Annotated in this window: 17 protein-coding genes; 11 read left to right on the plus strand and 6 right to left on the minus strand. The window is 63.6% G+C overall.

The window, feature by feature from the left end; genetic code table 11:
- Positions 1-19: 19 nt before the first annotated feature.
- The 5 genes from Cth01_RS04120 to apbC all read right to left on the minus strand — a co-directional run bounded on the left by Cth01_RS04120 (position 20) and on the right by apbC (position 7,490).
- Entirely contained in the window at positions 20-259 is a 240-nt protein-coding gene (locus tag Cth01_RS04120) for a formate dehydrogenase subunit delta (RefSeq protein ID WP_045838581.1), read from the minus strand.
- On the minus strand, positions 259-3,189 hold the full coding sequence (gene fdhF, locus Cth01_RS04125) for a formate dehydrogenase subunit alpha (RefSeq protein WP_045838582.1): 2,931 nt from the start codon (positions 3,187-3,189) through the stop codon (positions 259-261). Before fdhF ends, Cth01_RS04120 begins: the two co-directional genes overlap by 1 nt.
- A gap of 10 nt (positions 3,190-3,199) precedes the next feature.
- Positions 3,200-5,344, minus strand: a complete 2,145-nt coding sequence (locus Cth01_RS04130; RefSeq protein ID WP_045838583.1) for a formate dehydrogenase subunit gamma — start codon at positions 5,342-5,344, stop codon at positions 3,200-3,202.
- 113 nt (positions 5,345-5,457) lie between these two features.
- Positions 5,458-6,399: a LysR family transcriptional regulator gene (locus tag Cth01_RS04135; protein WP_034391654.1), complete on the minus strand. Its 942-nt coding sequence runs from the start codon at positions 6,397-6,399 to the stop codon at positions 5,458-5,460.
- Positions 6,399-7,490, minus strand: a complete 1,092-nt coding sequence (gene apbC, locus Cth01_RS04140; protein WP_045838584.1) for an iron-sulfur cluster carrier protein ApbC — start codon at positions 7,488-7,490, stop codon at positions 6,399-6,401. The genes Cth01_RS04135 and apbC overlap by 1 nt, the downstream gene beginning before the upstream one ends.
- 123 nt (positions 7,491-7,613) lie before the next feature.
- On the opposite strand from apbC, the gene Cth01_RS04145 reads away from it, so the two are divergent.
- From Cth01_RS04145 to soxZ, 11 genes are all read left to right on the plus strand, one after another.
- Positions 7,614-8,183: a restriction endonuclease gene (locus Cth01_RS04145; protein WP_003065830.1), complete on the plus strand. Its 570-nt coding sequence runs from the start codon at positions 7,614-7,616 to the stop codon at positions 8,181-8,183.
- A gap of 93 nt (positions 8,184-8,276) precedes the next feature.
- Complete coding sequence (locus Cth01_RS04150) at positions 8,277-9,563, plus strand: patatin-like phospholipase family protein (protein WP_045838585.1); 1,287 nt, start codon at positions 8,277-8,279, stop codon at positions 9,561-9,563.
- A 75-nt stretch (positions 9,564-9,638) separates the two neighbouring features.
- On the plus strand, positions 9,639-11,384 hold the full coding sequence (locus tag Cth01_RS04155; RefSeq protein ID WP_045838586.1) for a GGDEF domain-containing protein: 1,746 nt from the start codon (positions 9,639-9,641) through the stop codon (positions 11,382-11,384).
- A 229-nt stretch (positions 11,385-11,613) separates the two neighbouring features.
- The gene (gene metG / locus Cth01_RS04160) at positions 11,614-13,761 is read left to right on the plus strand and encodes a methionine--tRNA ligase (protein WP_034377801.1); all 2,148 of its coding nucleotides are present in this window, start codon (positions 11,614-11,616) and stop codon (positions 13,759-13,761) included.
- A 184-nt stretch (positions 13,762-13,945) separates the two neighbouring features.
- Positions 13,946-14,215, plus strand: a complete 270-nt coding sequence (locus Cth01_RS04165) for a hypothetical protein (RefSeq protein WP_231905935.1) — start codon at positions 13,946-13,948, stop codon at positions 14,213-14,215.
- Positions 14,216-14,554: 339 nt separating this feature from the next.
- The gene (locus Cth01_RS04170; protein WP_034391663.1) at positions 14,555-14,884 is read left to right on the plus strand and encodes a c-type cytochrome; all 330 of its coding nucleotides are present in this window, start codon (positions 14,555-14,557) and stop codon (positions 14,882-14,884) included.
- Positions 14,884-16,161, plus strand: a complete 1,278-nt coding sequence (locus Cth01_RS04175; RefSeq protein WP_045838587.1) for an NAD(P)/FAD-dependent oxidoreductase — start codon at positions 14,884-14,886, stop codon at positions 16,159-16,161. The genes Cth01_RS04170 and Cth01_RS04175 overlap by 1 nt, the downstream gene beginning before the upstream one ends.
- A gap of 187 nt (positions 16,162-16,348) precedes the next feature.
- Positions 16,349-17,371: a YeeE/YedE family protein gene (locus tag Cth01_RS04180; RefSeq protein WP_034355697.1), complete on the plus strand. Its 1,023-nt coding sequence runs from the start codon at positions 16,349-16,351 to the stop codon at positions 17,369-17,371.
- A gap of 184 nt (positions 17,372-17,555) precedes the next feature.
- Positions 17,556-18,887, plus strand: coding sequence for an NAD(P)/FAD-dependent oxidoreductase (locus tag Cth01_RS04185; protein ID WP_034355815.1), 1,332 nt, complete (start codon positions 17,556-17,558; stop codon positions 18,885-18,887).
- A 159-nt stretch (positions 18,888-19,046) separates the two neighbouring features.
- On the plus strand, positions 19,047-19,547 hold the full coding sequence (locus tag Cth01_RS04190; protein ID WP_045838588.1) for a thiosulfate oxidation carrier protein SoxY: 501 nt from the start codon (positions 19,047-19,049) through the stop codon (positions 19,545-19,547).
- 190 nt (positions 19,548-19,737) lie between these two features.
- Positions 19,738-20,067, plus strand: coding sequence for a thiosulfate oxidation carrier complex protein SoxZ (soxZ, locus tag Cth01_RS04195; RefSeq protein WP_045838589.1), 330 nt, complete (start codon positions 19,738-19,740; stop codon positions 20,065-20,067).
- A 145-nt stretch (positions 20,068-20,212) separates the two neighbouring features.
- Here the strand turns inward: soxZ and Cth01_RS04200 are convergent, their stop codons facing one another.
- Entirely contained in the window at positions 20,213-20,920 is a 708-nt protein-coding gene (locus Cth01_RS04200; protein WP_003065804.1) for a YitT family protein, read from the minus strand.
- Between the last annotated feature and the right edge of the window lie 137 nt (positions 20,921-21,057).

A 21,057-nucleotide genomic window follows, 5' to 3' on the forward strand; every position in this document is an offset into this window, starting at 1 on the left:
TACCGTCTGGCGCACTGTGCTATGCCTGCACAGGCCTCAGCCGCGCGGCATGCTTGTGCAACGCATCGCGCACCAGAGGCCGCAGCTGCGCAGCCTCCGAAGGCTCATTCAAAGCCGCCAGAATGCGAAGCCGCATGCGCGGCTCCCAGAACTTCTGGATATGCTGGGCCACACCGTCGAGCGCCTCGTCATGCTCTGGCATGGCCTCGAAGAACTCGGCTATGCGATTGGCCATGCGGATCAGGTTGTTCACATCCATCACTGACTTCCCATCTCCAGTTGGGCTGCGGCCAGATGACCGAGCTGCTGGTCGTTGAAACGCCTGTAGCCCTGCTGCCAGCTTGAAGGCTGCGCCACGGGCAATACCTGCACGGCCGTCACCTTGTACTCGGGGCAGTTGGTGGCCCAGTCCGAACTGTCGGTGGTGATCACATTCGCGCCCGACTCGGGGAAATGGAAGGTGGTGTAGACCACGCCGGGCTGTATGCGCTCTGTCACCGTGGCGCGCAGCACCGTCTGGCCGGCGCGGCTTTCAATGCCCACCCAGTCGCCATCGCGGATGCCACGGTCCTGTGCGTCATGCGGATGAATCTCGAGCCTGTCCTCACCGTGCCACTGGTTGTTGGCCGTGCGCCGCGTCTGCGCGCCCACGTTGTACTGCGAGAGAATGCGCCCCGTGGTCAGCAGCAGCGGAAAGCGCTGCGTGACCTTTTCATCGGTGGCCACGTACTGGGTGATGATGAAGCGGCCCTTGCCACGCACGAATCTATCCTGGTGCATGATGGCCGTGCCCGCCTCTTCGGTGCCCTCGTTGCAGGGCCACTGCACGCTGCCCAGGCGCTCTATCTTCTCGTAGCTCACGCCCGCGAAAGTCGGGGTCAGTGCCGCGATCTCGGCCATGATCTCGCGCGGATGGGCGTAGTTCATGGGATAGCCCAGCGCGTTGGACAGCAGTTGCGTCACCTCCCAGTCGGCATAGCCGGCCAGCGGCTGCATGAGCTGGGTCACGCGCGAGATGCGGCGCTCGGCATTGGTGAAGGTGCCGTCCTTCTCCATGAAGGACGATCCGGGCAGGAACACATGGGCGTACTTGGCGGTTTCGTTGAGGAAGATGTCCTGCACCACCACGCACTCCATGGCCGACAGCGCTGCCGTCACATGCTGGGTGTTCGGGTCGGACTGCACGATGTCCTCGCCCTCGCAGTACAGGCCCATGAAGCTGCCTTCCAGCGCGGCCTCGAACATATTGGGAATGCGCAAACCCGGCTCGGGACTGAGCTTCACGCCCCAGGCGCCTTCAAACTCGGCCCTGGTGATGCTGTCCGAGATATGGCGATAGCCCGGCAGCTCATGCGGAAAGCTGCCCATGTCGCAGGATCCCTGGACATTGTTCTGCCCGCGCAAGGGATTCACGCCCACACCTTCACGACCCACATTGCCCGTAGCCATGGCCAGATTGGCAATGCCCATGACCATGGTCGAGCCCTGGGCATGCTCGGTCACGCCCAGGCCGTAATAGATGGCGGAGTTGACCTGCCTTCCCTGCGGATGATCCGCACTGCCCAATGCATACAGCCGCGCCGCACCACGCACCAGCTCGGGAGCCACACCGGTGATGTCGGCCGTGGCCTCGGGCGAGTTCTCCGGCCTGGCGACGAACTCCTTCCATTGCGCAAAGGACTTGGCATCACAGCGCTCGTCAATATAGGCATCGGCCAGCCAACCCTCGGTGACGATCACATGGGCCAGCGCCGTGATCATGGCCACATTGGTGCCGGGCTTCAGCTGCAGGTGGTAGTCGGCCTTGACATGGGGCGAGTTGACGAGCTCGATCTCGCGCGGGTCGATCACGATCAGGCCGGCGCCGGCACGCCGGGCATCGCCATGCCGGGCGTCGCCACGCAGCCGCTTTTTCATGCGTGAGCCGAACACCGGGTGCGCCGCCGTGGGATTGGCGCCTATCACCATGATCACATCGGAGTGCTCGACCGACTTGAAGGTCTGCGTGCCTGCCGATGTGCCATAGGTCTGGCCCAGGCCATAGCCCGTGGGCGAGTGACAGACACGCGCACAGGTATCGACATTGTTGTTGCCGAAGGCCGCGCGGATCAGCTTCTGCACCAGATAGGTTTCCTCATTGGTGCAGCGCGACGAGGTGATGCCGCCAATCGAGTCCCTGCCATGCTTGGCCTGGACGCGGCGGAACTCGCTGGCCGCGTGGGCAATGGCCTCCTCCCAGCTCACTTCGCGCCAGGGATCGGTGATCTTCGCGCGGATCATGGGTTGAGTGATACGGTCCTTGTGCGTGGCATAGCCCCAGGCAAAACGCCCCTTGACGCAGGCATGGCCTTCGTTGGCCTTGCCGTCCTTCCAGGGCACCATGCGCACCACCTGCTCGCCCTTCATCTCGGCCTTGAAGCCGCAGCCCACGCCGCAGTAGGCGCAAGTCGTGATCTCGCTGTGCTCGCTCTGCCCCAGCTCGACCACGGTCTTTTCCTGCAGCGTGGCCGTGGGACAGGCCTGCACGCAGGCGCCGCAGCTCACACAGTCGCTGGCCATGAAGCCGTCGCCCTGACCTGCCGTGATGCGCGACTCGAAACCGCGTCCGCTGATCGTCAGTGCAAACGTGCCCTGCGTTTCCTCGCAGGCGCGCACGCAGCGATTGCAGACAATGCACTTGCTGGGGTCGTAGTTGAAATACGGGTTGGAGGTATCGACCTCAGCCTTGGCCTCGCCCTTGAAGTGGTTGGCTCCATCCATGCCATAGCGCACCTCGCGCAGGCCGACCACTCCGGCCATGTCCTGCAGCTCGCAGTCGCCGTTGGACGAGCAGGTCAGGCAATCGAGCGGGTGGTCGGAGATATAGAGTTCCATCACGCCCTTGCGCAGCTCCTGCAGCTGCGGACTCTGGGTGCGCACCCTCATGCCCGCTTCGGCAGGCGTGGTGCAGGACGCAGGAAAGCCCTTGCGCCCCTCGATCTGCACCAGACACAGCCGGCAGGAACCAAAGGGCTCCAGCGAATCCGTGGCACAGAGCTTGGGCACCTTGATACCGCCATCGACAGCGGCGCGCATCAGCGATGTGCCCTTGGGCACGGTGACCTCGCGGCCGTCTATATGCAACGTGACCAGTTCCTCGGACAGGCTGGCAGGCGTTCCGCAATCGGTGTTCTTCAGATGTTCCAGCATGGCTCTCTCCTCAGGCGGGGTTCACGGTCTGCACGGGCTCGATACCGAAGTCCTGCGGGTAGTGCTGCAGCGCAGAGCGCACCGGATAGGGGGTCATGCCGCCCATGGCACACAAGCTGCCATGCTGCATGGTGTCGCACAGGCTCTCGAGCAGCGCCACATTGGCCGCATGCTCTGCACCGCCTTGACGCGTGATGCGGTCTATCACCTCCACCCCCCGCGTGGAGCCGATGCGGCAGGGCGTGCATTTGCCGCAGGACTCGATGGAGCAGAACTCCATGGCATAGCGCGCCAGCTGCGCCATATCGGCGCTGTCGTCATGCACGACCAGACCGCCATGGCCGACCACATTGCCCTTGGCGGCATAGGCTTCGTAGTCCAGCGGATCATCCCAATCCTCGGGCGCCACATAGCTGCCCAGCGGGCCGCCAACCTGAATGGCCTTGACGGGCCGACCGCTGGCCGTGCCGCCGCCAAAGTCCTGCACCAGCTCGCGCAGCGTGAGGCCGAAAGCTTTTTCCACCAGTCCGCCACGTGCGATATTGCCCGCGAGCTGAAAGGGCAGCGTGCCGCGCGAGCGCCCCATGCCATAGCCCTGATAGAAGGCCGCACCCCTGGCCAGGATGATGGGTACGGTCGCCAGCGTGATCACATTGTTGATGACCGTGGGCTTGCCGAACAGGCCTTCGATCGCGGGCAGCGGCGGCTTGGCGCGCACAATGCCGCGCTTGCCTTCGATGCTCTCCAGCATGGCGGTCTCTTCGCCGCAGACATAGCTGCCAGCCCCCTTGCGCACCTGCAGAGAAAACGCCTTGCCGCTGCCGGCCACATTGGCGCCCAGCCAGCCCGCCGCACTGGCGCGTGCAATCGCCTCGTTCAGCACCGCAATCGAGTGCGGATATTCACTGCGCACATAAATATAGCCCTGAGTCGCACCCACGGCCAGACCAGCGATCGCCATACCCTCGATCAGGCAGAACGGGTCGCCCTCCATCAACAGACGGTCGGCGAACGTGCCCGAATCGCCTTCGTCGGCATTGCAGGCAATGTATTTCTGCGGCCCTGTTCCCGCACTTTCTGCAGCCGCAACGGTCTTCCATTTGATCCCTGCGGGAAATGCCGCCCCGCCGCGACCGCGCAGGCCGGAGTCCAGCACCTGCTGGACGATGGCTTCGGGCGCCATGGCCGCAGCGGCCCTGAGACCTTGCCAGCCGCCATGGGCCTCGTAATCCCGCAGGCTCAGCGGATCGACGATGCCCACGCGTGCAAAAGTCAGACGTTCCTGCCGTGCCAGATAAGGCATCTGTTCGGTCAGCCCATGGCATAGCGCATGGGACTGGCCCTGCAGCATGCCGGCGTCCAGCAGACCCGGCACGTCAGCCGCCTGAACCGGGCCGTAGGCCACGCGGCCCTGTGCAGTCTCAATCTCGACCAGGGTCTCCAGCCACAGCAAGCCACGCGAGCCGTTGCGTACCAGCTCCACCGCCAGGCCTCGCGCCTCGCACTCGCGCTGCAGCGCCTGGGCCACCGCATCCGCGCCCACGGCCAGGGCTGCGGCATCGCGCGGCACATAGATGCGTGCGGCAGCAAAAGCTTCATTTTCGATAGCTGCTTGCGCTTCATCTGCCTTGGCTTCAAGTCGTTTTTGCTGTATTTCCTCCAGCAGGGCATCGAGCCGGTCCGCAGTCATTCGCGCATGGACTTCGCTCTCATCGACCATCACGGCCGGCGACTGGGCGCACAGCCCCAGGCAGTAGACAGGCTCCAGCGTCACGCTGCCATCGGCGCTCGTGCCATGGGCCTGGCAGCCCAGTGTCTCTTGCGCATGGGCGAACAGTGCATCGCCACCACGCGACTTGCAGGCTTCGGCCCGGCAGATCTGGATCAGCGTCCTGCCATGCGGCTGCTCGCGCAAATGCGGGTAATAGCTGACAACACCATGGACCTCGGCACGCGAAAGATTCAAGGCCTCGGCAATGGCGGGCACGGCGGCGCGCGGGATGAAGCCCAGGCTGTCCTGCAGGGAATGAAGCAGTGGCAGCAGGCCACCGGGTTCCTGGCCAAAGCGGGCCAGACAGTGCGTCAGGGCGTCCTGCTGTTCGGGGCTGAGCAGCTGCGCAGACTCCTGCGGCTGCTCAATAGGGTGATGGGGCATGGGGCGACCTTGTTATGAGGGCGCACCAGCGCCCTTTGTCTCATGCCGTATTTCAGCCCCGGCCGTATCTCAGGTCAAATTCTTTGAATTGATGACGCGATTCAAATTGCAAATCAGCGCACGGCCCCGGCAAAGCTGGCACATTGCTGGCGCCAGGCCTGGGACTGCATGAGCGCCAGCGCGGCCTGCTGCGCGCGGGTCGCCTGCTCCTGCGAAGGGGTCAGGAAAGCAATGGCCGTCTGCACCTTGGGCGCAATTAGAGGACGCACCGAGATCCGGGCCGACTCGGGCAGCGTCGCCACCAGCGCACCGGGCAGCACGCTGTGCAGACCGCCTTCGGTCACGGCCAGCATCAGGCTCAGCACGGAATTGGTCTCCATGGCCGCACTGACCTCGCAGCCGGCTGCCACAAAGCTCTGATCCACAATCAGCCGGTTATGCATGTCCGGCGTCAAAAGACATAGCGGCAGCCTGGCCGCCTGAGCCCATTTCACAGGTTTCTGGCTCTGCTCCTCAGCCGCAGGACTGAGCAGGAAATAATGCTCCTGATACTGCGGCCACATGGTGATGCGGGCGCTGCGTGCCGTGCGGCGGCCCGACTCCAGCCTTTCGCTGTAGCCCAGGGCCAGATCTAGCGAGAGATCTTCGAGTCCGGTTTCTATCTCAAGCGAGCTCATGGAGAGCACCATGGGCGTGATGCCCGGGTGCTGGACCCGCAACAGCGCGGCAAAGCGCGTCAGCATGGGGATGGCCGTAGGCACGGCAGCCATGCGCAGCAGACCCTTGAGCTGGCCGGCTGCGGCGCTCAGATCCTGTCTCAGCGCCTCCTCGGCCCTGAGCATGGACAGTGCCGTGGCCAGCACCTGCTCGCCCTCGGGAGTCAGCCCGCCAAACACGCGGCCGCGCCTCACGATGACGGCACCGAACTCGTCCTCCAGCGCCTTGAGCGCATTGGACAGTGCAGGCTGCGTGATATGACAGGCCTGCGCCGCCCTTGCGAAATGGCGGTGCTCGTTGAGCGCCACCAGATAACGCATGGAGGTCAGAAGGTTCATCAGGTATCGCTGCTAACCGTGATCGTGGGGAACTTGCTGGAGAAGTCCTTGGCCTTGAGAGCCACCTTCACGGCCAGATCGCGCGCCACCTTTTTGTAGACCTGTGCGGCTTCACTCTCGGGCTCGGCCACCACCGTGGGCTTGCCGCTGTCGGCCTGCAGACGGATCTGCAGCGACAGGGGAAGCGCCCCCAGATAGTCGATGTTCTGCTCGCCCGCCATCTTCTTGCCGCCGTCTGCGCCAAAGATATGTTCGACATGGCCGCAGTTGGTGCAGACATGGGCAGCCATGTTTTCGACCAGGCCGAGAATCGGCACACCGACCTTCTCGAACATCTGAATGCCCTTCTTGGCATCGATCAGGGCAATGTCCTGGGGCGTGGTCACCACCACGGCACCCGTCATGGGCACGCGCTGGGACAGCGTCAGCTGGATGTCGCCGGTTCCGGGCGGCATATCGACCAGCAGATAGTCCAGATCCTTCCAGTTGGTCTGGCGCAGCATCTGCTCCAGCGCCTGGGTGGCCATGGGGCCGCGCCAGATCATGGCCTGGTCGTTGTTGACCAGCAGACCGATGGACATGACCTGCACGCCGTGGTTCTCCAGCGGCTCCATGGTCTTGCCGTCATGGCTTTCGGGCTTGCCCGAAACACCCATCATCATGGGCTGGCTGGGGCCGTAGATGTCGGCATCCAGAATGCCCACGCGGGCACCTTCGGCGGCCAGCGCCAGCGCCAGATTGGCCGTGGTCGTGCTCTTGCCCACGCCGCCCTTGCCGGACGAGATGGCGATGATGTTCTTCACGCCGGGCAGCAACTGCACGCCACGCTGCACGGCATGCGAGGCCACCTTGGTGGTGATGTTGACCGAGACATTGCCCACGCCAGCCACAGTCCTGGCCGCAGCGATGAACTGGCTGCGCAGGGCAGGCTGCAGGCTCTGGGCCGGATAGCCCATCTCCACATCGAACGAGACGTCGTCACCGGCAATCTGCAGATTGCGCAGGGCGCGCGTGCTCACAAAGTCCTTGCCAGTGTGCGGATCAAGCACGGTGGCCAGCGCGCTCAGAAGCGCTTGTTCTGTAACAGCCATTGGATTTAGTTTTCCAGAGGTTTCTTCAATGAGGGATAGTCTAGCGAAGCTGTCCAACCCCTGTGCACAGGAGACAATGCAGCCCTTTGCCCAAGATTTGAGAGACAGCCCGTGAAATTGAAGATGGCCGAAAATTCCCTGTTTGCAGTCCTGATGCGCTCACGCTGGTGGATCAGCTTTGCGATCTGCGCTGCGGTGGTGCTGGTGTCGCTGGCGGTGTTCCCCAAGGACATTTCGCCTTTTGCCGCTCTGGGAGCCTTCCCGTTCTTCGTCGTCGGCTGCATTGCCTGCTACAAGCAGCTGCGGGCCCCCAGCCCGGCCAGGCTGGAGCAGATTCAGCAGGTGATCGCCGAGCAGTCCTGGGCCGACTTCAGTGCACAGTTGCAGACAGCCTGGCAAGCCGAAGGCTATGAGGTTCAGCGCCTGAACCAGGCCGGTGCCGATCTGCTGCTGACGCGCAACGGCCAGACCAGCGTGGTCGGCGCGCGCCGCTGGAAAGCCGCCGCCCATGGCGTGGAGCCGCTGCGCGAGCTGCAGGCCGCACAACACAAGCTGAAAGCCGATCTCTGCGTTTACGTGGCTCTGCAGCCTCTGGGCGAAAATGCCGCCAGCTGGGCCGCGCAAAATCAATTGGTCGTGCTGGATGCCAAGTCCATCGCCACGCTGATTGCCAAGAACCAGAAAAAGAGCTGACGGCCGCCGCAGACTGTCACCTGGGCCGCCGCCGGCCCGTTCGATGGCCCGGCCCACCTACCGCCCGCGGCCCAATCCGGGCACACTGCAGCCATGGCGGCAGTGCAGTTCTCTCCCACCCTCCCACCCAGTCTTGCCGAAGCAGAGCGGCAGAGCTCCATAGGCCCTAGCTCCAGCATCGGGCAGACCGGCCTGTTGCTCAGCGGCGGCGGCGCCCGGGCTGCCTACCAGGTCGGCGTGCTGGCCGCCATCGCCGAGCTGCGCCGCGCTCGCGGTCTGCAGCATGGCCCCAATCCCTTTCCAGTGCTTGCAGGCACATCGGCAGGCGCCATCAATGTCGCAGCCCTGGCTTGCCATGCCGATGCCTTTGACAGCGCAGTGCGGCGCATGTTGCATGTCTGGGGCCATATGCATACCGAGCAAATCTACAAGGCCGACTCTCTCAGCGTGCTGCGCAGCGGCGCACGCTGGCTGACGCTGTTGTCGCTGGGCTGGGCGCTGGCCCGCTGGAGCCGCATGCGCCCGCGCTCGCTGCTGGACAATGCTCCGCTCAAAACCCTGATGAACAGCGGCCTCATGCCTTTCGAGCGCATCCCACAACTCATCGACAGCGGTCATCTGCACGCCCTGGCCATTACCGCATCCAGCTACAGCAGCGGTCAGCACATCACTTTCTTTCAGACTCGCGAGGCCTTGAGCCCCTGGGTGCGCGACCAGCGCAAGGCCGTGCAGACCCTGCTGACCGCCGATCACCTGCTGGCCTCGTCGGCCCTGCCCTTCATATTTCCAGCCATGCCGCTGCCCATGGACGGACATCTCGAGCATTTCGGCGACGGCTCCATGCGCCAGACTGCGCCCCTGGCACCAGCGATTCATCTGGGTGCCTGCAAACTGCTGGTCGTCGGCGCGGGCAGACGCCACGAGCCCGTGAGCAGCCAGCCGCAGGTCGATGCCAGCTATCCCACACTGGCCCAGGTGGCCGGGCACGCGCTGTCCAGCATTTTTCTGGACACGCTGGCTGTGGACATAGAGCGTGCCGAACGCATCAATCACACGCTGAGCCTGATTTCTCCGGCCGAGCGCATTCACAGCCGGCTGCGCCCTATCGAGGTACTGGCCATCACCCCCAGCGAGCGCATCGACGATATTGCCACGCGCCACATCGACAAGCTGCCGCTGCCGGTGCGCACCTTGCTGGCCACGCTGGGCGTGCGCTCAGGCACGGGCAACCCCATGCGTGACGGTGCGCTGGCCAGCTACCTGCTGTTTGAGCAAGGCTATACCCGTGAACTGATAGCACTGGGCCGCAAAGACGCACTGGCCCGAAGTGAGGAGCTGTGCGCCTTCCTGGGTTGGCCTCAAGAATGTAACAAATGTTAATGATGCGAAAGGAGCTAGGCAAATGATGCGTGAGACACTTTGCATGACCTTCATCATCTTTCCGGCAATCGCCTAGTGACTCCATCCCCACAGCCCATCCGCGCTTCCAAATCGCTCAAGCTCTCGCTGATCCTGCCTTTTGTTGCACTGATTGCGCTGCTGACATCGGCCCTGGGCATGCTCTGGTACTGGACGGGCAGCAACACGGTGTCCGCCTTGTCCGAACAGGTGATGGAAGAGAAAGCCGAGCGTATCGCGCTGATCGTGGATCGTCACCTGCACCCGTCCAGCGCCGTGCTGGAGGCTGCGTTTCCCAGCGGCCAGCCCGTAGCTGCCGACATCCGCGAACATATTCCCGACCTGATCTCCCGGCTGTGGGTAGCGACCTCGCTGCATACCCGGCCCAATGACTATGTGTATTACGCCAATATCGCGGGCCAGGGCATTGCTCTCAAGCGAGTGGCGCCAGAACTGGGCCAGTTGCGCCTCAAGATTCAGCCCGGCGAGCACCGCAGCTACTTCAAGGTCGCCGGCATGCATGCCGAGCCGATCTACGAATCCACCGAAACCAATCTGTTCGAGCCGCGCCAGCGCCCCTGGTTCAAGCTTGCGGCGGAGTCGGCCGATGTGATCTGGACGCCTGCCTATATCGACTTCAGCGCCAAGGACCTGGTGCTCACTCGCGCACGCCGCATTCTCTCCAGCAAGGGCAGCCTAGAGGGTGTGGTTGCCACTGATATTTCGCTGCGCGCGCTCAACGAATTCGTCAACCAGCTGCATCTGAGCGAACATGGCCGCGCCTTCATCATCGAGGCCAACGGCTCCCTGATCGCAGCCACCGGCATGCCCAACATCCACCGGCGCGAAGACGGCAAGCTGGAGCGCATGAGCGCCGCCAACAGCCAGGACCCGCTGATTCAGGCGGTGTACGACAAAATCCAGGGCGCCTTCCAGTCCTCGCTGCCCAGCGACGGCCCCGGCACGGCCCTGCTCGAAGATGACAGGCACAACCATATTCGCATTGCCTACCGGCGCCTGAGCAATGGGGCCGGTCAGGACTGGATGGCCGTGGTGGCCGTGCCGCACAAGGACATGCTGGCCGGCGTCTACCGCCATATGGCCCTGGTAGGCAGCCTGGGCCTGCTGGCCCTGGTCGTGGCCGTCGTCATCGGCACCCGCATCTTCGGCGCCGTGGCCAACGATATGCGCTCGCTGACCCGCGCCGTGCGCCGCGTGGGCCTAGGCGAAATCGACACGCCGATCGAAGTGCAGCGCCGCGATGAAATTGGCGAGCTGGCCCACAATTTCCACCGCATGCGCCACAGCCTGTTTACCGATCCACTGACCGGGGCCAGCAACCGCAGCGCACTGCAGCATATTCTGACCACACTCACCCGCCCCCTGCCCGGCCAGAACATGGCCGCCCCGTTTGCCCTGCTGTTTGTGGACCTGGACCGCTTCAAGCCGCTCAATGACCGCTGGGGCCATGACAACGGCGATCTGGCTCTGGCCGAGATCAGCCTGCGCCTGCGCAATCTGCTGCGCCCCGATGACGTCGTGGCGCGTCTGGGCGGTGACGAGTTCATCCTCATCCTGCGCGGAGTCAGCGACGAGGAGCAGGTACAGGCCGTGCGCCTGAAGATAGAGCATGCGCTGCAGCAGCCGCTGGGCACGCTGCAAGGCATTCCCGAAGGCGAAGCCGTGACCGTGGGGGCATCCGTGGGACAGGCCCTATATCCCAGGGATGCCCAGGATGCACAAAGCCTGCTCAAGGTGGCCGACCAGGACATGTATCGCAACAAAAGGCCTTCGGTGGGCTGAGCGCAGCCTCGGCTATCGCTTCCAATTTTGAAGCTGCTTACGCTTTATATTCATAGAATTACTATTAATTTCAGCTTGAAAACAATATGTGCACTATGTAATTAGCTATAAAAAGCAAAGCGAATGCCGCTCCCGAACGAACTCGGCGGGCACCGCCGCAAAACCCGCGCCCGCAGCCTGATGCCAAGCCCTTCTAGAATGACGGGTTCTCTGTGAAAGCTGTTTCCTCATGACCGCACGCAAACTATTCGTCACCACCGCCCTGCCGTACGCCAACGGCAACTTCCACATCGGCCACATCATGGAATACATCCAGGCCGACACCTGGGTGCGTGCGCAGCGAATGCAGGGCAATGCGGTCAACTTCGTGGGTGCCGACGACGCCCACGGCGCGCCCATCATGATTGCCGCCGAAAAGGCCGGCAAGACGCCCCAGCAGTTCGTGGCCGACATCGCCGCCGGCCGCAAGCAGTATCTCGACGGCTTCCATATCGCCTTCGACAACTGGAGCAACACCGACAGCGCCGAAAACCACGAGCTGTCCAAGCAGATCTATCTGGACCTGAAGAAGGCCGGCTTCATCGAAACCCGCACCATCGAGCAGTTCTTCGATCCCGAGAAGAACATGTTCCTGCCCGACCGCTTCATCAAGGGCGAATGCCCGCGCTGCCACGCCAAGGACCAGTATGGCGACAACTGCGAAGTCTGCAGCTCGGTTTACGCGCCCACCGACCTCATCAACCCGTTCTCGGCCCTGTCGGGTGCCACGCCGGTGATGAAGTCGTCCGAACATTTCTTCTTCAAGCTCTCCGATCCGCGCGCCGTAGAGTTCCTGACCGAGTGGACGCAGAACGGCAAGCATGTGCAGCCCGAAGTGGCAGCCAAGATCAAGGAATGGTTCGGCGTGCGCACCAACCCCGACGGCTCGACCAGCGAAGGCCTGGACGACTGGGACATCAGCCGCGACGCGCCTTACTTCGGCATCGAGATCCCCGACGCGCCGGGCAAGTACTTCTATGTCTGGCTCGATGCGCCCGTGGGCTATCTGGCATCGCTCAAGGAACTGCTCAACCGACGCGGCGAAGACTACGACGCCTATATGGCCGACCCCGACCTGGAGCAGTACCACTTCATCGGCAAGGACATCATCACCTTCCACACCCTGTTCTGGCCTGCGATGCTCAAGTTCAGCGGCCGCAAGACGCCGACCAGGATCTGCGTGCACGGCTTCATGACCGTGAACAACGGCGAGAAGATGAGCAAGAGCCGCGGCACCGGCCTCGACCCGCTCAAGTACCTGTCGCTCAAGATGAACCCCGAGTGGCTGCGCTACTACCTGGGCGCCAAGCTCAACGGCAAGAACGAAGACATCGACTTCAATCCCGAAGACTTCATGCTGCGCGTCAACTCCGACCTGATCGGCAAGTACGTGAACATCGCTTCGCGCGCCGCAGGCTTCATCAGCAAGCGCTTTGACGGCAGGCTGGGTCAGGTAAGCGAAGACGGCCAGGCCCTGCTGGCCGCGCTTCGCGAGCAGCAAACCGCCATCGTCGCCGCCTACGAGGCCCGCGACAGCGCCCGCGCCGCGCGCGAGATCATGCTGCTGTGCGACAAGGTCAACAGCTATGTGGACGCCAACAAACCCTGGGAACTGGCCAAGAAGGAAGGCATGGATGCGCGCCTGCACGATGTGTGCACGACCTGCATCGAAGCCTTCCGCATCCTGACCATCTACCTGAGCCCCATCCTGCCCGGCGTGGCCGCCGAAGTGGCCCGATTCCTCATCGTGCCGCCCGAGAGCTTTGCCGACGTGGTCAAGCCCCTGGGCGCAGGCCACCAGATCGGCATCTACCAGCATCTGATGCAGCGCGTCGATCCCAAGCAGCTCGAAGCCCTGTTCGAAGCGCCCGCCGGCCAGGCCGCCCCCGCCACCGAACCCGCCAAGGCCGAGAAGAAGGCTGCCAAGAAGGCCGAGCCCGTGATCGACCCCAATGCCCCCGGCGGCGAGCCGCTGGCCGAGACCATCAGCATCGACGACTTTGCCAAGGTCGATCTGCGCATCGCCAGGATTCTGGAATGCAAGACGGTCGAAGGCTCGACCAAGCTGCTGCAGCTGACGCTGGACGTGGGCGAGAAGGACGAAAACGGCCAGCCCAGGACCCGCAACGTGTTCAGCGGCATCAGCAGCATGTACCAGCCTGAGCAGCTGCAGGGCAAGCTGACGGTGATGGTGGCCAATCTGGCACCGCGCAAGATGAAGTTCGGACTGTCCGAAGGCATGGTGCTGGCCGCCAGCCACGCTGACGAGAAGGCCCATCCCGGCATCTATGTGCTGGAGCCCTTCCCCGGCGCCATGCCCGGCATGCGGATTCATTGATCTCATGATCCCCCCTGAGTCGCCTTCGGCGCCTTCCCCCCGAGGGGACGACACCTTCGCCGCGAGGCGGCAGGGCCGCCTTAGGCGCTTGCCCGGTGTCTCCTCCCGGGGGCGTGCCTCATCAGGCTCCTGCGGCTTCTGGCTGGCTGGAGTTTTTTTATGCCTGGCGCTTTCGGGCTGCACCGTGATCGCCGTCACCGGCACTGCCATCAGCGTGACAGCCGGGGCCGTGGGCCTGGCCGCCGATGCCGCCATCGGCACAGCCAAGATCGTGGGCAAGGGGGTTGGCAAGGCCGCCGATGCCTTGATGGATGAGGATCAGCCCGATGCCAGCGGCGTGAATATTCGCTACCGCGATCCGTCGGCAAGCGCTCCCGCAGCGGCAGAAATGCCGGCAGCGACCGCCAACACCATGCCTGCCGCGCCCTCTGACGGACTGCCGCCGCAAAACTGACGAATCACCCGCATCCGTTCACAGGAAACCGCATCGCGCTACACATCAGATAGCGCAATGCGGTTTTTTCATGCCCTGGCGCGCACCCACAAGCACAAGCGCAGCGCATAACTAAATAACCAATAACTTCCTGTTACACCACCGGGATATTGAGCTTGTCAGAGCCGGTCCGCTTCCTAGAATCCGACTCCATCAGCTCTGCCTGCTCCGCCCCTGCCCAGAAGAATGCTCGACATTCACCACACATAACAAAGGCCGCGCACATTCAGGCATCGAGGTCATAAATCCCCCACGCGGCCTTGCGTGGGGACAACGGGAGGCCCCATGCGATCGAAACCCTTGCTCACTTCAGCGCGCTCTGCGCTATGGCTGGCTCTTGCCCTGGCAGCGCCGCTGCCCAGCCTGGCCAGCTCTGCTGCCACCTCCTTGCGTGTGCAGGATGTGGCCGTGCTGGCTGCCAGCTGCGCCAACTGCCACGGCCCGGACGGCCGCTCCACGGGCGTCATTCCCCAGCTGCGCGGCCTGCCCGAGGCCCATCTGCTGCAGCGCCTGCAGGCCTTCAAGGCCGGCACCGCCAAGGACGCCACCGTCATGACCCGTCTGGCCAAGGGCTACGACGATGAGCAACTCAAAGCGCTGGCCCAGTGGTTCAGCAAGAAGGGCCAGTAATGCAGATCAATCGTCGTCAAATTCTCGGCGGTGCCGCCGCCGGCGCAGCCAGTTTCGCCGTGCCCGCCATCGTGCAGGCCAAGGCAGCTTCGGCCCACGTGGTCGTGATCGGAGGCGGCTTTGGCGGAGCCACGGCCGCGCGCTATCTGCGCCAGTTCGCACCGCATATCCAGGTCACACTGGTGGAGCCGGCCGAGCGCTTCTATACCTGCCCCTTCTCCAATCTGTACCTGGCCGGCCTGCGCAGCTGGGACAGCATAGGCCACGGCTACGGCGGTCTGCGCAAGGCCGGCGTGAACGTGGTCCATGCACGTGCCGACCAGGTCCTGACCGACTCCAGGCGCGTGCTGCTGTCCAACGGTCAGGCGCTGAGCTATGACAAGCTGGTACTCTCGCCCGGCATCGACATGCGCTGGAATGCACTGGAAGGCTATGACGAGGCGGCCGCCCAACTCGCTCCCCATGCCTGGAAGGCCGGAGCACAGACCCAACTGCTCAAGAAGCAGCTCGAAGCCATGCCCGACGGCGGCAAGTTCGTGATGGTCATCCCTGCCAACCCTTTCCGCTGCCCGCCCGGTCCCTACGAGCGCGCGGCCATGGTGGCGCACTACCTCAAGAAGCACAAACCCCGGTCCAAGATTTTGCTGCTGGACGACAAGGATGCCTTCTCCAAGCAAGGCCTGTTCATTCAGGGCTGGAAAGCGCTTTATGGCGACATGATCGAATGGGTCAAGCAGGCCGATGACGGCAAGGTCACACGCGTGGATGCCAAGAACCTGGAGGTGGAAACCGCGTTCGGCACCAGGCACAAGGCCGATGTGCTCAACGTCATCCCACCCCAGAAGGCCGGCTTTATTGCCGACCGCGCCGGCGTGACCAATGCCAGTGGCTGGGTGCCCGTCAAGCCCGAGTCCTTTGAGTCCACTCAGGTTCAGCATGTCTATGTGCTGGGCGATGCCACGATTGCCGCGCCCATGCCCAAGTCCGGCTTTGCCGCCAATACGCAAGGCAAGGTGGCCGCTGCCGCGATTGCCGCCGAGCTGAGCGGCCAGCCCCTGCCTGCGGCGGCCTTTGCCAACACCTGCTACAGCTTGATCGGCACCGACTACGGCATCTCCGTGGCCGGCGTCTACCGCACGGCGGCGGGCAAGCTGATCGAGGTGCCAGACTCCGGCGGCGTGAGCCCCTTGAACGGCGATGCGGCCTTCCGCAAGGCCGAGGCCGACTACGGCGCAGCCTGGTACAAGGCGATCAGCGCGGATATCTGGGGTGGTTGAATAGAGGCATCCCCTGAGGCGCTGACGTGCCTTCCCCCTTCTCTCGTTGCGCTTCGCTTGCGGGAAGGGGGACGCTGGCTTTGCTGCGGGACGGCCCTTGCTCGCCAGCCCTAGCGAAGCTTCACACTTCATGCGCCTGGTGTGAATCTTTGCCACCCGCCCTCCTCTGCTTTATTGAACGACTGATATGTTGTTGTGGTCTGTTTTTTTGCTGGGCATGGCCTTCGGCGTCGCCGCGCGTCTGGGGCGTTTCTGTCTGCTGCGCGGCCTGCGCCAGCAGATGGGGCGAGATACCGAAGTCGCTGCGGGCCAGGCACCTGCACTGCAGGCCTTTGCCCTCGCATTGGCCGTAGCCTTGCTGGCCTCGCAGGGGCTGCAGGCTCTGGGAATGCTCGATCTGAGCCAGGCCGCCATTGCGCGGCCCAGCTTTTCCATGGCTGGCGTGCTGATTGGTGGTTTGCTGTTTGGCATCGGCATGGTGCTGGCACGCGCCTGCGGAGCACGCTCTCTGGTGCTGCTGGCGGGAGGCAATCTGCGCTCTCTGGTCACCCTGGTGTTTCTGGCGCTGGGCGCGCAACTGGCCATGACTGGTGTGCTGACGCCTCTGCGCCTGTGGCTGCAGGCCCTCGCCCCCCTCACGCTGGCCCAGGCCACCTTGCCCGCCTATCTGTCTTCCCTGAATACATGGCTGCTGACGCTTGGGCTGGCCTTGCTGCTGCTGGCCTACGCCCTGCTGCGTCCCGGCCTGCGTCAAAGCCGCTTGCAGTGGAGCAGCGCGTTGCTCATAGGCCTGCTGGTGGCTGCCGGCTGGTGGCTGACTGCGCATATCGGGGTCGATGAGTTCGAGCCGGCCCGCCTCACCTCGCTGAGCTTCATCGGCCCGATCGCCGAGGCCCTGCTCTATCTGCAACTGTCCGTGGGTCGCGAGCCCGGCATAGGCCTGGCGCTGACGGCGGGCGTGCTCGCCGGCGCATTTCTCGCAGCCCTTGGCAGTCGCACGGCGCGCTGGGAAGGCTTTGACTCAACCAGCCGCCTGGCTGCCAGCGCCGGTGGCGGCCTGCTGATGGGAGTTGGCGGCGTGCTGGCCGCAGGCTGCTCCATCGGCCAGGGGCTGAGCGGGCTGTCCACGCTGTCGCTGGCCAGCTTTGCGGCCGTTGCCGGCATCCTGCTCGGAGCGCTTCTCAGCCTGCGCCTGCTGCGCCAGCAATAGCGCTGGCTTCGCTTGGGTATTCACCTCCGGATCAGGACCTGCTCCTAGAATCTCCAGCCACCAGCTCTGCTTGTGCCGCGTGTCGGCTGAGAGGCAATCCCATCGCGCTGCGCCCAAGCTTGCTTCCCTCCACCGAATCCGAGGCCTGGATCAGGCCCTCATTCCCATTACAGGAGCAATGCTCATGCAACGTCGCCATTTCCTCTGGACTCCGCCCGCACTCGCCCTGGGCGCCGCTGCCGGCCCGGCAATGGCAGCACCCGCCATCATCAGCAGCCAGTCGCCCATCCTGCCGCGCAAGGGCAAGGGGCCTCGCATCGTGATCTGCGGCGGCGGCTGGGGCGGCATGACGGCGGCACGCTATCTGCGCGAGCTGATTCCCGCTTCCGACGTCGTGCTGCTGGAGCGCAATCCGACCTTCTGGTCCGGCCCCATGAGCAACAAGTGGCTGGTGGACATAGTTGGCACGGACTTCGTGAACCGCGACATGCTGCACCCGGCCAACAAATACGGCTACACGCTGCTGCAGACCGAAATCACGGGCTTCGAGCGCGACAAAAAGCTGGTGCGCACGGCCCATGGCCTGATCGAGTACGACTTCCTGATTCTCTCGGGCGGCATTCGCAACGATTACGAGGCCTGGTTTGGCAACGACCAACGCGCCATCGAGTACACGCGCACCCACTTTCCCAACGCCTACATCCCCAATCAGGAAATGCTCTCGCTCAAGAGCAAGGTCAAGAACTTCAAGGGAGGCACGCTGGTGATGACGCTGCCGCCTCCACCGCATCGCTGCCCGCCCTCGCCCTATGAGCGCGCCTGCCTGATCGCCTGGCATATCAAGAAGAACAAGATTCCCGGCAAGATCCTGATCCTCGACCCCAAGCCCAAGATCGCCCCCATAGGCGTGGGCTACAAGCAGGCTTTCGAGGAGCTGTACGCAGACATCATCACCCATGTGCCCAATGCCGGCGTCAAGGAAGTGGACCCCTTCAACAAGCAGATCAAGACCGCTGCGGGCGACTTCAAGTTCGACGACGCCATCCTCATGCCGCCCCACCAGGCCGCCGACATGGTCTGGAAGGCGGACCTGATAGGCAAGGATGCCGCCACCGGCAAGCCCACGGGCTGGGCCGATATGCATAACCGTCTGTTCCATGCCAGGAGCGACGACCGCGTCTACTTTGTGGGCGATCTGATGGGCGCGATCTCGCCCCAGTTCGGCCACTATCCCAAGAGCGGCCATGTGGCCAACTACATCGGCAAGATCGTCGCCCGGAACATTGCCGAGCGCGTGGCCGGCAAGGAGGTCGTGGCCCGGCTGCCCGACAACCTCTGCTACATGATGGTCAACGGCGACCCTCAGGAAGAAATTTCGGTGAAGTTCGAATACGAGGTGGACGCCAGCGGCCAGGTCAACCAGACCCAGATCGACATGGACGTGCGCACCTCCGATCTCGTCAAGGAAGACTTTGCCTGGATCAACGGCAAGTTCGGTGATTTCTTGGGCACTTAAATCTCCCCCTGAGCGGCTTTGCCGCTTCCCCCTCTCTCTTCGGGAGGGGGACGACGCCCTCTGCTAGGCGCCCCCGCCGCGAGGCGGCTCTTGCTTGGCGTCTCTCGCTTGGAGTCGGTGCGATTTTTGAAGTTTTGTTAATTGGATTGAAGAGAAGCAATGTTCAAGAACACCACCCGTAGAAGCATGGTGCTGAGCTCGGCGGCAGTCGGGGCCAGCCTGGCTCTGCCCGCATCGGCTCTGGCGCAAGCCAGCAGCGCGGCCAAGAATCCGCTGGTCGGGCCACTGGCGCCGAACCCAGCCGAGTTCAAAAAGCTCATGGAGCAATTCACCGGCGGCAAGGCCACTCAGGCCGATGGTCTGCAGCTGGAGGTGCCCGTGCTGGCCGACAACCCCAGCGCCGTGCCCGTCAAGGTCAAGGTGACGCTGCCCATCACCGAGCAGGACTGGTGCGAGGAGATCATTGTGCTGGCCGAGCTCAACCCCTCGCCGCTGACCTGCCGCATGCAGTTCACCGCAGCAGCCGGAACGGCCGAGGCGGCGGTGCGCATACGCCTGTCCCAATCGCAGACTGTTCACGCGCTGGCGCGAATGAAGAGCGGCAAGGTGCTGGTCGCCAAACAGGCGACGACCGTGGCCGCCAGCGGCTGCGGCATGTGAATCTGGAAACACCCCCTGAGTCGCTGCGCTCCCTCCCCCTCTGTTGTGCCACGCTTTGCGTGGCCGAGGGGGACACCGCCCGCGCGGCAGGGCGGCCTTTGCGCGGCGGTTGCTGGCCCAGGCCCGCTTCTGGTATGGAGCGTAGTTGCATCCACATTCACGATAGATGCCTGAACTGAAAGGAATTTTGATGAATAAACCACCCCGCGTATGGGTCAGCAATGCCACCCCCAAGAAAGGCGAAGTGCTGCGCGTGCGCGCGCAGATGGAACATGTGATGGAAAGCGGTCTGCGCACCGACCCGGCCACGGGCAAGGTGCGCCCGCGCAATATCGTCAGCCGTTTCGAAGCCCGGCTTGGCAACGCCTTGCTGTTCAGTTGGGAGCCCGGCATCTCGATTGCCCAGAACCCCTATATCGAGTTCACCTTTGTCGCCCGGGAAAGCGGCGAGCTGCAGATGCAGTGGAAGGACGAGCAGGGCCAGACACTGAGTGCACAGAAGACAATCAGCGTCGCCTGATCGCGAGAGCCATGAGAAGTGGCGCCCCACGCTTGCCCACTACGTGTGGCCGCGGCCCCGGCGTTTTCATCTTGGGGCGGCCCGGCGATGAAAAAGCCCCGCCCGGTTTGCACCGGCGCGGGGCTTTTTTCATGGATGACAGACCTCAGTTGCCCTGATAGCGGCCGGGGCGATGGCTGATCCACAGGAACATGCTCATGATGACCGCAGCGAGCACCGAATACGCCACACGCTCCAGCGGCACGATGGCCAGCGCCAGCAGCACAACAGTGCAGTCGATCATCATCTGCACCTTGCCGGCGCGAATGCCGTAGCGGTCCTGCAGATAGAGCGAGACGATGGTGGCCCCGCCCAGGCTGGAGTGATGGCGTGCCAGGAACAGGCAACCCGATCCCATGAGCAAGCCTCCAGCCACGGCCGCATAAAGCGGATTCAGGTAGTCGATATGAATGAAGCGCGGGCCCACATCGGCCATCAGCGCCAGCATGGCAACCGAGACAAAGGTCTTGATCGTGAATTCCGCGCCCATGCGCTTCCAGGCAAACCAGTAGAACGGCAGATTGATGACGAAGAAAATGGCACCGAAAGGCAGTCCCGTCACATAGTGCAGCAAAAAGGCCACGCCCGCCGTGCTGCCCGTGAGCAGTCCCGCCTGCGCAAACAGCATCATGGTGATGGAGACAAACAGCGAGCCCGTGAACAGGGCCTGCGCGTCCTCGAAGCGGCCATGGCGCAGGCCCGAAGTGGCCGGCGCAGCAGCAGCGGGGGCATCCATGCGGCCGGCCAGAGCAGAGCTGGCCGAAGAAGATAGCGGTGTCGACATGTCGGGTAAGACAGCAAGATTGATGCCCATGATCTCGATAAAGACCGGGGCGAGCCGGTGCGGATAACACCGGGAAACCCCTTAATTTTACGGATGGACTCATGCTGTATGCACATGATTTGCTGCAACGCAACAAATCCCGAAGGGGAATTTCAGGCGCAATTCCG

Origin of the sequence: Comamonas thiooxydans (assembly GCF_000964545.1) — a bacterium.
In the GTDB taxonomy this organism is placed as follows: domain Bacteria; phylum Pseudomonadota; class Gammaproteobacteria; order Burkholderiales; family Burkholderiaceae_C; genus Comamonas; species Comamonas thiooxydans.

What these genes read in the sequence shown, in the direction of transcription:
- Cth01_RS04120 (WP_045838581.1), bottom strand. Translation starts at nt 259, where the DNA reads ATGGATGTGAACAACCTGATCCGCATGGCCAATCGCATAGCCGAGTTC.
- fdhF (WP_045838582.1), bottom strand. Translation starts at nt 3,189, where the DNA reads ATGCTGGAACATCTGAAGAACACCGATTGCGGAACGCCTGCCAGCCTG.
- Cth01_RS04130 (WP_045838583.1), bottom strand. Translation starts at nt 5,344, where the DNA reads ATGCCCCATCACCCTATTGAGCAGCCGCAGGAGTCTGCGCAGCTGCTC.
- Cth01_RS04135 (WP_034391654.1), bottom strand. Translation starts at nt 6,399, where the DNA reads ATGAACCTTCTGACCTCCATGCGTTATCTGGTGGCGCTCAACGAGCAC.
- apbC (WP_045838584.1), bottom strand. Translation starts at nt 7,490, where the DNA reads ATGGCTGTTACAGAACAAGCGCTTCTGAGCGCGCTGGCCACCGTGCTT.
- Cth01_RS04145 (WP_003065830.1), top strand. Translation starts at nt 7,614, where the DNA reads ATGGCCGAAAATTCCCTGTTTGCAGTCCTGATGCGCTCACGCTGGTGG.
- Cth01_RS04150 (WP_045838585.1), top strand. Translation starts at nt 8,277, where the DNA reads ATGGCGGCAGTGCAGTTCTCTCCCACCCTCCCACCCAGTCTTGCCGAA.
- metG (WP_034377801.1), top strand. Translation starts at nt 11,614, where the DNA reads ATGACCGCACGCAAACTATTCGTCACCACCGCCCTGCCGTACGCCAAC.
- Cth01_RS04175 (WP_045838587.1), top strand. Translation starts at nt 14,884, where the DNA reads ATGCAGATCAATCGTCGTCAAATTCTCGGCGGTGCCGCCGCCGGCGCA.
- Cth01_RS04180 (WP_034355697.1), top strand. Translation starts at nt 16,349, where the DNA reads ATGTTGTTGTGGTCTGTTTTTTTGCTGGGCATGGCCTTCGGCGTCGCC.
- Cth01_RS04185 (WP_034355815.1), top strand. Translation starts at nt 17,556, where the DNA reads ATGCAACGTCGCCATTTCCTCTGGACTCCGCCCGCACTCGCCCTGGGC.
- Cth01_RS04190 (WP_045838588.1), top strand. Translation starts at nt 19,047, where the DNA reads ATGTTCAAGAACACCACCCGTAGAAGCATGGTGCTGAGCTCGGCGGCA.
- soxZ (WP_045838589.1), top strand. Translation starts at nt 19,738, where the DNA reads ATGAATAAACCACCCCGCGTATGGGTCAGCAATGCCACCCCCAAGAAA.
- Cth01_RS04200 (WP_003065804.1), bottom strand. Translation starts at nt 20,920, where the DNA reads ATGGGCATCAATCTTGCTGTCTTACCCGACATGTCGACACCGCTATCT.